The organism is Pseudothauera rhizosphaerae, assembly GCF_004801305.1.
GTDB classification, from domain to species: domain Bacteria; phylum Pseudomonadota; class Gammaproteobacteria; order Burkholderiales; family Rhodocyclaceae; genus Pseudothauera; species Pseudothauera rhizosphaerae.
The window spans coordinates 1-13,431 of sequence record NZ_SSOD01000002.1; the positions used below are offsets into that span (position 1 = coordinate 1).

11 protein-coding genes are annotated in these 13,431 nt (G+C 68.7%); 8 read left to right on the top strand and 3 right to left on the bottom strand.

All coding sequences use genetic code 11. The features are described 5' to 3' along the window. Positions 1–293 precede the first annotated feature (293 nt). From E6O51_RS01935 to E6O51_RS01965, 7 genes are all read left to right on the top strand, one after another. Positions 294–734: a type III secretion system chaperone gene (locus E6O51_RS01935; protein ID WP_136383299.1), complete on the top strand. Its 441-nt coding sequence runs from the start codon at positions 294–296 to the stop codon at positions 732–734. A 22-nt stretch (positions 735–756) separates the two neighbouring features. After that, positions 757–3,303: a hypothetical protein gene (locus E6O51_RS01940; protein ID WP_136383300.1), complete on the top strand. Its 2,547-nt coding sequence runs from the start codon at positions 757–759 to the stop codon at positions 3,301–3,303. A gap of 259 nt (positions 3,304–3,562) precedes the next feature. Next, positions 3,563–5,629: a protein kinase domain-containing protein gene (locus tag E6O51_RS01945; protein ID WP_136383301.1), complete on the top strand. Its 2,067-nt coding sequence runs from the start codon at positions 3,563–3,565 to the stop codon at positions 5,627–5,629. Between the two features lie 80 nt (positions 5,630–5,709). After that, positions 5,710–6,168 carry a type III secretion system chaperone gene (locus tag E6O51_RS01950; protein ID WP_136383302.1) on the top strand — a complete coding sequence of 153 codons (459 nt, stop codon included), beginning with the start codon at positions 5,710–5,712 and terminating at the stop codon, positions 6,166–6,168. A gap of 171 nt (positions 6,169–6,339) precedes the next feature. Continuing rightward, complete coding sequence (locus E6O51_RS01955; protein WP_136383303.1) at positions 6,340–6,810, top strand: type III secretion system chaperone; 471 nt, start codon at positions 6,340–6,342, stop codon at positions 6,808–6,810. 2 nt (positions 6,811–6,812) lie between these two features. Continuing rightward, entirely contained in the window at positions 6,813–7,283 is a 471-nt protein-coding gene (locus E6O51_RS01960; protein WP_136383304.1) for a type III secretion system chaperone, read from the top strand. Next, positions 7,283–9,043 carry a patatin-like phospholipase family protein gene (locus E6O51_RS01965; RefSeq protein WP_168735160.1) on the top strand — a complete coding sequence of 587 codons (1,761 nt, stop codon included), beginning with the start codon at positions 7,283–7,285 and terminating at the stop codon, positions 9,041–9,043. The genes E6O51_RS01960 and E6O51_RS01965 overlap by 1 nt, the downstream gene beginning before the upstream one ends. 74 nt (positions 9,044–9,117) lie before the next feature. Here the strand turns inward: E6O51_RS01965 and E6O51_RS01970 are convergent, their stop codons facing one another. The 3 genes from E6O51_RS01970 to E6O51_RS01980 are packed head-to-tail and all read right to left on the bottom strand — an operon-like array spanning position 9,118 to position 12,292. After that, entirely contained in the window at positions 9,118–10,497 is a 1,380-nt protein-coding gene (locus E6O51_RS01970; RefSeq protein WP_136383306.1) for a GTPase/DUF3482 domain-containing protein, read from the bottom strand. Further along, on the bottom strand, positions 10,494–11,930 hold the full coding sequence (locus E6O51_RS01975; RefSeq protein ID WP_230976672.1) for a DUF2868 domain-containing protein: 1,437 nt from the start codon (positions 11,928–11,930) through the stop codon (positions 10,494–10,496). Before E6O51_RS01975 ends, E6O51_RS01970 begins: the two co-directional genes overlap by 4 nt. 53 nt (positions 11,931–11,983) lie before the next feature. Beyond that, a complete protein-coding gene (locus E6O51_RS01980; RefSeq protein ID WP_136383307.1) occupies positions 11,984–12,292 on the bottom strand; it encodes a DnaJ family domain-containing protein in 309 nt (102 codons plus the stop codon). Between the two features lie 92 nt (positions 12,293–12,384). On the opposite strand from E6O51_RS01980, the gene E6O51_RS01985 reads away from it, so the two are divergent. Further along, entirely contained in the window at positions 12,385–13,368 is a 984-nt protein-coding gene (locus E6O51_RS01985) for a hypothetical protein (protein WP_136383308.1), read from the top strand. Positions 13,369–13,431 lie beyond the last annotated feature (63 nt).

The following is a 13,431-nucleotide window of genomic DNA, read 5'->3' on the forward strand; positions in this document are numbered from 1 at the left end:
GGCGTACTCCAACTCGGAAAAGCTCGATTGCATCGGCCCACGTCCTGTCATTCGAACACAGCCTCCATTATCTCAAGCGCATCTCTGTGCCGGGGCGCCGGCGGAGGAATAAATCAGCGATTCCCTAGGCATTTCATGACATTCGCGCGATGATTGCGGGCGAACCTTTCGATGCCCCGGTGCTATCCACCGCCTGAAGACCGTTGCAGCATGCCGCGATCGCGGCCCCCGGCGACAGGCATTCCAGGAACCGGCCCCTTTCTTCCGCGCAACAGTTCAAGGAGACATTGCACATGTTTGAAAACCTCGTCACGGCGCTGTGCGTCCATCTCGGCCTGGCCGCCCCCGCCGGCGAACTCGACGGCGCGTTCTACCTGCAGGTCGGCCAACTGGAGATCGGCCTGCTGGAAGAGCCCGAGAACGACAGCCTCATCCTCGAGTGCACCGTGGGCAACCTGGGCGCAGACCAATGGCCGCAGCAATTCCAGGAACTGTGCGAGGCCAACTACTACTGGAGCGCGACCAACGGCGCCACGCTGGGCTACAACGCCGCCAGCGGCGACGTCGTGCTCACGCGGGAATGGGCTCTGCAGGTGCTGGACTCCGTGAAACTGGCCCAACTGGTGGAGAAGTTCGTGGTCGCGGCGGAGTTCTGGAACACCCGCCTGGATGGCAGGGCGCAGGCCCCCGCGGCCGAGCCGGCCGATGCGCTGGCCACGATGATCCGCGCCTGAAAACCGCCCATCGGAGACCTCCATGCCCAATCTGACGAGCATCGGCGTCGGCGCCCCGAACGTCGACTACCACTACCAGGATGGAAAGATTCAGTCCACGAAACAGGAAGGCGGCGTCAGCGGCTTTCTGGGGCGCATGTGGAACGCGCTCACCCGCAGCCCCGCTCAGAAGCACGCCAACCGGGAGGCCGTGCGCGAATACATCGGCCAAGTCGCCCAGCGCTTCGGGCTGTCGTCGGCAAAGCAGGTGCAGCGGGCCCTGTCCGGGCACCTGGTGAAGGGCAATCCCCTGTCGTCTACACAGATCGCCATCCTCAACCAGTCGATCCCCAAGCGCAACGAGATCATGTCCACGGACGAGCGTCTGGGCGTCGCCCTGATGCGCCTGGGCACCGGCAAGCCCATCGACGACTTCGGCAAGCTACTGGCCAGCCCCTGCAAACAGGGCGCATGGCAGGCCGTCAAGGACGAACTGCGGAAGTTCGACGAACTGACCGCGAAGCTGAGCCCCGAGGAAAAGGCGAGAGCCGTCGAAAAACTCGAAAAGCAGATCGTGAAATATCTGCAGGAGAACAATCTCACCGACATCCAGGTTTTCGACTTCAAGGCCAAGGTGCTGGAGCCCCTCTTCAAGGGCGAACTGCACCGCGTATACGAGCCGGGGCGCGACCTCACCACGCCCCAGAGCGAAAAAACCTCCTCCTCCCAGGGGGCGCTGCGCACCGCCTTCGGCAATTCGTCGGCCATGGTGCTGGCCCAGGCCGCGAAGGAAACCAGTACGCTGCACACGCTGCAGCCGGATACGGCCCAGCGGGCCAGGAACCTGTTCGGAACCCTGCGGGAGTATGCGGCCAAGGCCACCACCAAGGAACAGATGGCGGTGCTCAAGGAGGTCATGGGGCTGATGAACAAGGGTTTCTCGCCCGGCATCGCCGGCATCGGCCGCTTCGACGGGAAAGGCACCCTGCCTCCCTGGGATCCGGCCTGGACGAAGACGGGTTTCAAGGTCGGGGAATCCCTGAACCACCCGGACAACCAGACGGCCCAGGCCAACCTGCTGGCCATGCTGAACTACTTCGAGGTGCATGCCGGGGAGTACCTGGACAAAGAGACCACCAACGTGCATCAGCAGGATCTGCGCTCCCTCCAGGTCCATGGCACCCTGGGCCAGGTGCTGAACGACATCGTCTACGAAGGCCGCCTGGACCAGGGCTGCCGCGACGAGTTGCTGGGCATGCTGCAGGAGAGGGGCGTTTTCCTCTCCGGGCAAGGGGATAAGGACGAGTTCGTGAAGTTCAAGGATCAGTTGCGCCAGTCCCCCCTGCTGATGGAGCTGAAGAATGCGGAAGTCGTCAAAGGCATGCAGGACGCCATCGGCAAGACCCTGGAGCCCCTGCGTCCGCCCGACATCGACGACGGCGAATGGGACCGCCTGAAAACCCTGGTGGGCGCGCGGGTGGGGGCGAGCCTGACCCGGGACGGCGAAGAGATTTCCGGTGCGCGGGGGCGCTTTGCTCTCGGCCCGTCCGTAAGCAGTAACGCCAAGAAAGCCTTCGACGGATTTTCCCGCGATCTCTCCAACCGCAGCGCCCCCGTCAACAACTGCATGGACCTGCCCGACGGCAAGCTGGACGACGAGGCGCTGGACCGGGTCGGCAATCTGGTGACCGGCACGTCCCGCGACAAGGTCGACGAGTTCGTCCAACTGATCAAGGACACGGATCTGCTGGGCCACGGCATGCGCCCCATCACCGTGCAGCGCGAATACACCCTGCCCACCCGCATGCGCGAGGGCATCGAGGATCCGCTGGAACTGCTGTCCGGGCTGCAGACCGACACGGACGAGGACAAGGCCCTGCTCAAGACCTTCACCGACCACGTGAAGACGCTGATCCAGCAGCCCGAAGGCCAGCGCAGCGAGGAGATCAAGACCGGCATCCAGGCCATGAAGGACGAAATCGCCAAGACCACGATCAAGGACAAGCAGGGCCGCGAACACACCCTGGGCGACGTCGCGCAGGACCTGTCCATCGCGAACCTGATCCATTCCCACGAACTGCGCACCCTGTGCAGCATTTCGGGCACGACCACGGACATCGGCCTGGCCCTGCGCTGCCAGATGGGGCCGCAATTGCTCCGCGAACACCTGACGCCGCTGCTCGAATACGCCCGGGGTAACCGCACCGACCTGCCCGACATGACGCGGGAACTCTTCACCAGCATCTCCTTCTTCATGCAGTCGGGCCAGTACCACACGCCCGCCGAAGTGCTGGGGGGCCTGTTCATCACCGCCATCGCCGTGCAAGACCCCAAGCTCTTCAACCCGGACAACCCCAAGGATCTGCGCGACGGCTACTCAAGACTGCTGGGAGGGCTGGCGAAGTCGCCCGAGAAGTTCTTCTCGGTGCCCGATGGAGATCAGGACTCCTTTCGGGAGCGCATCGGCGAGCAGGGCCGGGAACTGGAGCGCACCCAGATCGAGCAGATCAAGCAGAGGCTGAATAGCGAGCACCTGAGCTCCTTCGAAGCGCCCCCGGCCTTCGGGAGACGGCAGTCTCTCGATCTGTAACCCGCTCCGGACGCGATTCGAAGGCTGTCCGGACCGGACAGCCCGTCTTCCCCCACCACGCCGCTCCCCGGAGCGGCGTTTTTCTTGCGCCCGGTCTCTGTTCAGAGACTATGCCTTTCGTGTCATTCACGCGATGATCCGGGGCGAACCTTTCGGCGGTCCCACGTTACCGACCGCTGAAGGACGGCCGCGAGACGCCGTGCCTGCGACACCCGGGAGCCGCATTCCAGGGGCCGAGCCACTTTCACGGAAGCACACCATGCCGCCCATCACCAACAACCGCCTCGACCAGTTCGTCCATGTGGCCCGCCAGAGCGGCGACGGCGAGGTGCGCTCCTCGCGCCAGGACGAGAACCGCCTCATCAACAAGGGTTCGCTGGGCCAGCGCCTGGCGGGCTTCGTCACCCACATCGGCGAGAAGCTCGGCATCCTGCGCCCCGACCCGACCCGCGCCCAGCGCCAGGAACAGGCCATCAAGGATTTCACCGGCGCGCTGGTGGAGGAATACGGCAAGTTCGTCGCCGAAAAGGCCATGGAAAAGGCCGGCCTCGACAGGTCCGGCGTCCGCCTCACGGGCGAAACGATCCTGCAGGTAGCAGGGGAAGCCAAGCGCCTGCAGGAACAGAAGACGTCCCTGAACGACGAAATCCGCAACTTCGACCGGGGCACGCTGAAGAAGAGCGAAGACCCCATGCGGGACGGTTCCGCGCCCGACACGAAGGAAATCGTGCGCGACAGGGAGCGGGACGAGGTGATGCTGGGCAACAAGCCCATCAATGGTTCGATGCCCCTGGTAGGCAGCAACAACCAGGTCCAGCATGACACCATCCAGCCCCTGCCGCGCCAGATCAACGATCTGGCCGAACCCGACCTGAAGATGTTCGGCCCGGGGCTCTTGGATTCCATGAAGGAGGCGCTGGGCAAGAACGGCGGCAAGCCGGACGACGAGTTGGCGACCACGCTGGGCGAGCTGATCGCCCGCGACCTGGGGCAGGCGAACGACCCGACGATTCCCTTGCGGCTCCTCTCCAGCGAGGGCAACGGTCTCGTCCGGGAATTCCTGCAGGCCCTGGGCCTGGAGGAAAACGACCGCAACATCGCCCTGCTGAGGAAGGCCTGCGAGCACGGGGTCTCCCACATGCCGCAGAACCGGGTGGTGGACAATGACACAATCATCCTGAACGGCACGACCTATGTGCTGGATCCCAGCGGAGGCAAGCATAACGGCAAACTCGGCAGCGGCGGCTTCGGCACGGTCTATCTGTTCAAGGCCCAGGACGGCTCCGGCTCCAGCATCGCCGTCAAGACGATGATGGGGGAATTGAACGGCGACGAGGGCAGCATCCGGAACTCGGAACGCCAGTCGATCCGCAACGAAATCCGCGCCCTGCACGTGGCCGGGGACGCCACCGTCAAGCTGGCCGGCGCGGTGCGCAGCCCCGGCGGCGTGGTGTCCATCGCCATGGAGCTCGCCCCCGGCGGGGACCTGACAAGACTGGGCCGCAAGATCGACGTGGCCGTGAAGAACAACACCATCAGCCAGCAGACCGCCAACCGGCTGCGCATGACCCTGCTGCGCGACATGGTCGAAAGCATGCGCCTCGTCCAGGAACGCTCCGGCATGCTGCATTTCGACGTCAAGCCGCAGAACTTCCTGATCGACGGCAGAGGCGTGGTGAAAGTGGGCGACTTCGGCCTCAGCGTCATCGGGAACAAACTGACGGTGGAGGACATTCCCGGCGGAACGGTCAACCATTCGGCGCCGGAACGATTCGGCGACCGGAACGGCATGGTCGATGGCAAGGTGGATATCTGGGCGCTCGGCACCAGCGCCTACGAACTGTTCTTCGGCGGCCGCTCCTTCTTCGACGGGTGGCCGATGATCATGCAGCAGAATATCCAGAATTTCGGCAACGATCCCGGGTCCCGCCTGCGCCCCGGCCAGGACAGATCCCTCCTCGGCCAGGACATGACCACGGCCCTGGACGGCGAAACCCTGCCCCCGGAGATGGGCGACACCTCCCTCGACCGCCTGATCAACCAGTTGGCGCACCCGGACCCGAACCAGCGCCCCGACCTGGGCCGCGTGCTGGAAAGCAGCCTGTTCCTCGATCCGGGGGTGGGCAGCGACGAAGTGCGCGACCTGATCCGGTTCATCTCCACCCACGACGTGGACAAACTCGGCGAGCTGGAAGAACTGGAGAAACGGGAAAGGGAGAAACCGGAAGCGCTCGGCGAACCGGACAGGCAGCGTCTGGACGAATTGCGCGAACTCAGAGGGCAGGTATACGAAATCGGCGCGCCCATCGGCAGCCGCTTCCCGTGAGGCCCTGACCCCGGCTCGCGAGCTTCTGCCCGGCCCGCCGTCGCCCATCCCCCGTCAGCCGCGCCATCAAGGAGAACCCCATGGACACGAACCAGGCCACCCAGTGGATCGCCGATCTCGGCCAGCAGCTCGGCATCGGGGAACTGGCCCTGAACGAGGACGGCGTGTGCACGCTTTCCATCGACGACGGCCGCTGGCTGGTCATCATCGGCTACCACCCGTCCGAGGGCGGCCTGCGCCTGATGATCTGCGTGGACGATCTGATACCCGACGCCGGCCAGTTGGCCGAGCTGATGACCGCCCATTTCGCCTGGCGCGAATCGGCCGGCACCACCTTCGCCCTGGCCCCCGGCAGCGGCGCCCTGGTGCTGCAGCGCCAGGTTTCGGATGTCCAGCTTGCCGCCATCGATCTCGCGGACACCGTTGCGCTGCTGGTGGATTGCGCCGAAGCCTGGACGGCACGCCTCACCGCCGCGCCGGAACCGGCCGCCACGGACGAGGCTCCGGTGGATGCCCGCGTCTGGGGATCGCTCGCATGAAGCCCTTTTCCGCCGCGAACCTTTCCAGGCCCGCCGTTACCCATTGAACGCCACGCCATTCCGGAGCACCGCATGCCACGCCTCGACGACAATCCCGCCACCCGCCTGGACGAAGCCAGGACGATGGACACTCCCTGCCCGCAGCCGCATTCCACCAGGAGTCGATGAGAAATGACTGAACTGCACGCCCTTGCCGAAGCCGTCGCCGGCCTCGCCCATCTCGACGCCCTGCCGGCCGAACTGGCCGACGGCACGCCCTTCCACGCCCGGCTTGCCGACGGCCGCGGCGTGGGCGTGGCCTTCAACGGCCACACCGGCGGCTGGGTGCTGAGTGCGGACGGCGCCATCGGCACCCTGGCCCCCGACGAACAGGCCGCCCTGCGCGAAGCGCTGCTGCGGCGCAGCTTCGACGCCCGCCACACCACCGCCGTCATCGGCGCCACGGCCGGCAACGGCCGCCTGTCCCTGGCGGTGCATTGCGCCGCCCTGCCCGCCGACCCGGCCCAGGCCGAAGCGGTCTTCGAGCGCCTGCTGCGCGAACTCGACGGCCTCGCCCGCGAGCCCGGTGCCGCCGCGCAAACCGCCGCGGCACGGGATTCCGCCCAACAGGACGCACTGCCCGCCAACTGGCTGAGGGTCTGACCATGAACGCCACCGCAAGCTCTTTCGCCAACGCGGATTTCGCCCGCTTCGCCCTGTCCCTGGACCCGGGCATCATCCCCTCGAGCACCCGCTCCTTCGCCCTGGCCTTCGACGACGTCAGCGCCCAGGTGGTGCTTTCCCACGACGAACGGCAGGTGCTGACCGAGTTCTTCGTCGCCGACATCGCCGGCCTGGCCGACGCCCGCCGCGACCTGGTGGTCAAGGCCCTGCTGACGCTCAACGCCAGCGGACTCGAAGGGCGGCCCTTCGTCTGCGGCCTGGACAGCCGGGACTTCGTCACCGTCCATGGGCAGACGCCGCTGGCCGGGCTGGACACCGCCCGCTTCGCCGAAAGTTTCGACTACCTGCTGCGCCAGGCCCGCCGCGTGCGCGAACTGGTCGGCCAGTTGTCCTTCCACAACGGTGGCGTGACCCTGGTCGTCCCGCCCGCTCCCACCACTGGAGAACAATGATGAACATGCCCATTTCCGGACAAGGGGTCTCCAACTCCACGGTCCAATGGCTGGACACGGTGGACAACGGCAGCCAGAAAGGCGGCGGCGGCCTGTGGCAGAAATTCACCGAGCTGTTCTCGCCGCGCACCACCACCGTCAACCAGTTCATCAACACCCAGGAAACCTTCAAGGGCTATTTCAGCGAACAGGTTTCCCTGCTCTCGGAATCCATCCCCGAATCCCAGCGCGAAGTCTTCCTGGGCCGGGCCCAGGAGGCCATGAACAGCATCGTCGAGAGCTGCCTGGGCAAGGCCCGGGACGAGGCCATCGGGCGCGGCGACGGCACGATCACCGAAAAGACGCTGAACGAAGTGATCAAATCGGCCAATGAGAAGGCGCAGCAAGCCCTCGAAAACCTCACCCTCATGAGCCGCACCATGAAGGACCAAGGCGGCGACATCCGGCCGCAGCTTCTCCCGCGCTCCGGAGGCGGCTTCAACCTGGTCCACCAGGCCCCCCAGATCGAAAACCTGGTGCTGCGCGGCGGCGGCGGCAAGGGGCTGGCCTATCCGCCCGCCCTGCGGGAGCTCGAGCAGGCCGGCATGCTCGCCGGCGTCAAGCACATGGTCGGCTCCTCGGCGGGCGCGCTCACCGCCACGCTGCTGTCCTCGGGGATGACCACCGGGAAATTCCAGGAATTCTCCGAAAAAACCAACGTCATGTCCCTCATGTGGCAGCCCCTCGACAAGACCCAGTATCCCATGGTGGACACCGGCCTCGTCGGCATGAAGGCCGGCGGCGCCATCGAAGTGCTGGACCAGACCTCCGCCACCCAGGTGTCCGACTACCTCAAAGAACACTGGAACACACTGGAATTCCAGACAAGACTGGCGACGATGGACGAGGACTCCATCACCCGCCTCGGCCTGCTGCGCGACCAGAAGTTCGGCGAGGGCGTGGACCGGAGTTCGCAGATGATCACCTTCGGCGATCTGCACCTGCTGCACCAGATCGACCCGGGCACCTTCAAGGAACTCACCCTCACCGGCTTCAACAACCAGGACAAGAGCCTGCAGTACTTCAACTTCGAGAACACGCCCGGCATGCCCATCGCCATCGCCGGGCGCATCTCCATGAGCCTGCCCATCGTGTGCGCCCCCGTGATCTACGACATCGGCGACGGCAGGGGGCCGCAACCCTGGGTGGACGGCGGCGTGGGCAGCAACATGCCGACCGGGGCCATTTTCGACGATCTGGAAGGGCGCGACCTGGAGGAGGCCCGCGCCCGCACCCTGCTGATGACCTTCGACGAAGACGGCAAAGGCTACGAGGCGCTGCACGGCACCGAGGAGAGCCGACACACGGGCGCAGGCGGCCTCGACAAATTCAGCGGCAATCCCAACATCGACCAGGTCAGGAATCAGGATCGGGACAACATGTACGACTCCGGCGTCAATACGCTGGTGGTCCTCCACAGCGGCCTGGAGACCCTCAGTTTCAACCCAGGAAAGGAAACGCTCGAACACGCCAAGGGTCTGTCGAGCACGCGCACCCTGGAATTCATCGAACAGCACCAGAACCAGCGCTACATGACGGAAGTCTCCTCGCTGGAAGACGCCATTTCGCTGATGAGCGACCTGGAAAAGGAAGTCATCCGCGAAGGCGGCAGGCCCGACCCGCGCAACTATCCGGACGGCGAGCAGGATCAGCAGTTCCGGATCGACAACGACCTCTACGGCCTGCTCACCCAGGAGGGAATCCCGCAAGACATCGTCTGACCAGCGTAACCCGGATGCCGGCCGGCACCGGGGGGAGGGCGGCACGGCCGCCCCCTCAGCCCCCCTCAGCCCCCTCAGCCCAATTCGCCGAGCAGTTCCTCCACCGCCGCCTCGCGCCCCTCGTCCGCCGCGCGCGCCCATGCCGGGTGCGCGCGGGCACGCTGCAGCACCCCCGGCAGCGGCCCCGCGCGCCAGCGCGCGGCGCGCTTGTCGGTCTTCGCGGGCGCCGGCCCGGCGGCGCCGACCTCGATCGGCGTCAGCGCCGCGTGGCCGCGCCCTTCCAATGCATCGAGCAACTGGAGCTGGCGCAGTGCGACCAGGCGCAGGATGGCGTCATCCACGGTCAGTTCACGATGCCCGCGCAGCCGGGCGGCGATGCGCTCGCCATAGTGGCCGAAGGTCTGCCACAGCCCGCCCGCGAGGGCGCCGAGCGCGGCCGCCGCACCCAGCGTGAGGCCGCCGGTGAGGAGATCGATGCCGACTCCGGCCGCCGCACCCGCGGCCGCGCCGGTGGACAGGCGCACGCCCATCTGGCGCAAGGTCTCGGGGTTGAAGAGATCGTCGTCCCAGCGCCCGTCGGTGAGCGGCAGCTCGGCCGCACGCGCGTCGTCCGGGCGGAAGCGGTACAGGCGCAGCAGCGCATCCACACAGGCCTGTTCGCGCTCGCGCACCGCGGCGCGCAGGCGCTCGATCGCCGCGGCGAGGGCCGCGTCCGATTCTTCCGCCAGCACGTCCCGCCGCGCGGCCAGTTCCACCAGCAGTTCGGCCATCAGCCGGCGGGCCGCCGCGCGGCGTTCGACCGCTTCGCGGGCACGCGCCAGGACCAGCCCGCCGAGCGTGGCGCGCCGGCCGTGCAGCAGCGTGGCCAGGGTGTCGAACAGCATCCGCTCGCCGTCCCCGGCCGGGGCCACGGTATCGAAGCTCACCACCGCGTGCAGGCCCAGGCGGGCGAGCGCGGCGCGCCATTCCTCGGTGCGCGCCGCGGGCGAGGCGACGAAGTTGAGCACCGGCAGCAGCGGACGCGCACAGGCCGCGAGGATGGTCAGCTCGTCGCAATGCTTGGCCAGCACCGCGTCGCGCGCATCGACCACGTACAGGCCCGCATCGCTGGTGAGCATCTGGCGCAGCACCTTGGCCTCCTGCTCGAAGCGCGCACCGGCCTGTGCGCTGGCGAGAAAGCGCACCACCCGCTCCGGGCCGTCGAGGCGCTCGCCGGGAGCGGCCAGCCCCTCGATGAGTCCCAGCAGGGCGATGGCGTCCTCCATGCCCGGCGTGTCGAACAGCTCCACGGCCGGCTTGCCGTCCGCGTACAGGCGCAGGCCCTCCACGTGGCGCGTAGTGCCGGGCGCGTCGGACACCTCGCCGAAGCCGGTGTCGCGCGCCAGCGTGCGCAGCAGCGAAGTCTTGCCGGTATTCGTATGGCCGACCACGGCCACGCGCAGGATGCCGCTCATACCCTTCCCCCCTCCTCTCCACCCAGCCACGCCCGCGCCGCGCCACCGTCGGCGGTGAAGGCGTCGTCCCCCAGCCCGATGCGCACCAGCCCCGCCGCCCACTGCGCGCTGCGCGCCCCGCCGTGCGGCGCCCACACGCGGGTTTCGACGGCATGGTCGGCCACTTCGGCGATGAAGCCCAGGCTGCCCCGGTCCGGTGTCTGGCGTGCATCGACCACCACCAGCAGGCGCCGCGGCGGATGCTGCGCCAGGGTCTGCAATGCGGCCTGGCGCTGGGCGCGGCCGTCCAGCCGGCCGCCGTCGCGCACCCCCGCCGGCCAGCCGGCGCCGCCGCATGCCGGCGGCCACGGCAGGGATTCCTCCAGTTCCAGCCCGAGCAGCACCGCCTCGCCGTCGGCCACCGCTGCCACCGCGTGGTGCCGCGGACCCGGCAGGCCGGGCTGCTCCGGGTCGCTCACGCCGAGGCGTTCGCTCGCCGGCTGCAGGCGGAAGCGCAGGCGGGCATAGCCCGGCCGGGAGAGGTCCAGCGCCAGCGCCGCCGTGGCGCGCCGCCAGGCGAAGGCGCACAGCGCGGCGAGCGCCACCCGCGGCAGCAGGCCATAGACCAGCAGGCCGCCCAGCAGCCAGCCGGCCCAGGCCCGCCGCCCGGCCTCCTCCAGCATGGCGCTCTCGCCGCTGGCGGCGACCGTGGCCGCATCCGGCACCGGAAAGCCGAGGGCGCCGGGCAGCGCGCCGAACCAGGCGGCGAAGGCGACGAAGGTCTCGGCGGACAGGATGGTGGTCTCCCACACGAAGCCGTAGCGCCGCGTGGCGAGCAGCGCCAGCACGCCCACGGCGGCCCCGGCCAGCAGCAGCGCCCACAGGCCGTGGCTCACCGCGCCCAGCCCCCAGGCCGCGGCGCGCCCGCGCCCGAGCAGGCCGCCGAGGGCGGCCGGCAGGTCCGCCGCCGCGGCGCTGCGGTCGGCCAGCGCGACGAGCTTCAGCCACCCGCGCCCCAGCAGCCCGCCCGCATGCAGGCCGTGGCCGCGCCCGGCCAGCGGCGTCAGCACCAGCCACAGCACCAGGCTCACGGCATGCACGCCGAGCAGCCCGCCCACCGCCCACACCACATTCACCGGCCGGCTGCCGTCGCCCAGCACCCCCGCCGCCGCGCCGAACCCGGCGAGGAGCGCGAGCAGGCCCGCGGCGAACAGCATCAGCCGCGCCCGCGACCCCCAGCGCAGGATGGCGTCGCGCCAGCCCTCCCGCGCGCCGAGCACGTCCGCCCGCACCAGGATGCGCCCGGCCAGCCCGCCGCCTGCCGCCAGCGCGGCGGCATTGGCCTGGGCGTCGTCGAGCGGCCCGTCGCGCTCCTCGCGGCGGCGCACCACTTCGGCGAGCCAGCGCGCTTCGAGGGCGGACAGGCGGACGGAGGACGGGTCGGATGTGCTCAAGGGCTCACGGACGATGGGAACCGGGACAGGCCGGCATTGTAACCGCGCCCGGTTCACCCCCGCTGCCGCTCGCCCAGTTGCAGGATCAGCCACGCCAGGCGCCGGCGCAGTTCGTCGCGCGCCTCGCCCGCCGGCAGGGTGGCGATCTGCGCCCGCAGCGCGGCGATTTCCCGCCGCAGGCCCGCCTCGGCGGGCGCCACGCCGGCGTTCCTGAGGACGTGGTTCATCATCCGCTGCTCGGGCGGCACGAAGGGGTCCTCCGTGAGATCGAGCGGGCGCCCCGCACCGGGCAGGCCGTCCAGCTCGCCGCGCCGCAGCGCTTCGAGGATGCGCTGCTCGGCCAAGATGTCGAAGACGTTCATGGTCCGGATTGTAGGCTGCGGCAATACGCACTTGCATTGCGCGGCGCAAGCACTAAAGTCCAGACCTTGTTGCCCTGCGCCCGTTCTGCCCGATGAGACTGCTCAACGCGTTCGCCTCCTGGTTCGCCCCCCCTCCCGCGCCGAGTGTCGAGGTACGCGCGGGCCTCGCCCGCGTGACCGAACTGGTGGGCGGCGCGCAGGCCGCCGAGCGCGACTTCGAACGCCGCCTCGCCGGCCCGGTGGCGCATGCGCAGGCCCATTGCGCGGAGCTGATCGGCGCTCTGCCGGCGGCGGTGGACGTGGGCCGCCACGCCTTTTCGGCCGATCCTCTGGTGCATGCGCTGTTCGCCTCGGCCGACGACATCGCCGACACCATCGGACGCAGCGCCGCGCTGCGCGACTACCTGGGCGAACCGGTCTCCTGGCAGGGCGAGCACTTCCACGCGCTGCTGGCCGCCCGCCGCGAGCGCAAGCGGGTACTGGGCGTGGCCAGCCAGGGCAGCGTGATCGCCACCGACGTGCCCCAGTGCCTGCTGTACTTCTCCGAACACACGCTGGTCCGGCCCGCGCCGGACGACGCGACGGCGCGCGCCGGCCTGCGCGCGGCGGCCTTCGACAGCCTGCTGCGCACCTTCGCCGAGCACGTCGCCGCGGTACGCGAGGAGCGCAACCAACTGAAGGTGGAGCGCGAACTGGAAAAGGTCCGCATGCAGAGCCGGCGCGGGCGGGCGGACGCGGAGCACCTGACCCGGCGCATCGCCGAACTGGACGAACGGCTGCACCATCAGGCCGGCGCGCTGCTGCCCGGCCAGTTGCTGCAGACGCTGGCGGACTTCCTGATGCAGCCCGAACTGGCCCTGCGCATCGATCCCGTGGAGGTGCAGGTGGACCGCCGCGGCGCCATGGCCGGCGACGGCATGACCGCGGGCAGCGACGCGGTGGACGTGCGCTTCATGGAAGTGAGCGGCCGCGACCGCCGCCACCTGGTGGTGCTGCCGGTGCGCATCCGCTGCGACGAGGCGCGCGAGGCGCTCGCCCGCGCCCGCGAACTGCGCGACCGCCTGCTGGTGCTGTGAGCGCCCCGTAACCCGCGATGCCCCCGTAGGAGCGGGCTTGCCCGCGATGCGGCCTACGAGGAA

Bases quoted from the DNA above. Each gene is read 5' to 3' on its own strand.
- E6O51_RS01935 (WP_136383299.1), top strand. From the start codon at position 294: ATGTTTGAAAACCTCGTCACGGCGCTGTGCGTCCATCTCGGCCTGGCC.
- E6O51_RS01940 (WP_136383300.1), top strand. From the start codon at position 757: ATGCCCAATCTGACGAGCATCGGCGTCGGCGCCCCGAACGTCGACTAC.
- E6O51_RS01945 (WP_136383301.1), top strand. From the start codon at position 3,563: ATGCCGCCCATCACCAACAACCGCCTCGACCAGTTCGTCCATGTGGCC.
- E6O51_RS01950 (WP_136383302.1), top strand. From the start codon at position 5,710: ATGGACACGAACCAGGCCACCCAGTGGATCGCCGATCTCGGCCAGCAG.
- E6O51_RS01955 (WP_136383303.1), top strand. From the start codon at position 6,340: ATGACTGAACTGCACGCCCTTGCCGAAGCCGTCGCCGGCCTCGCCCAT.
- E6O51_RS01960 (WP_136383304.1), top strand. From the start codon at position 6,813: ATGAACGCCACCGCAAGCTCTTTCGCCAACGCGGATTTCGCCCGCTTC.
- E6O51_RS01965 (WP_168735160.1), top strand. From the start codon at position 7,283: ATGAACATGCCCATTTCCGGACAAGGGGTCTCCAACTCCACGGTCCAA.
- E6O51_RS01970 (WP_136383306.1), bottom strand. From the start codon at position 10,497: ATGAGCGGCATCCTGCGCGTGGCCGTGGTCGGCCATACGAATACCGGC.
- E6O51_RS01980 (WP_136383307.1), bottom strand. From the start codon at position 12,292: ATGAACGTCTTCGACATCTTGGCCGAGCAGCGCATCCTCGAAGCGCTG.
- E6O51_RS01985 (WP_136383308.1), top strand. From the start codon at position 12,385: ATGAGACTGCTCAACGCGTTCGCCTCCTGGTTCGCCCCCCCTCCCGCG.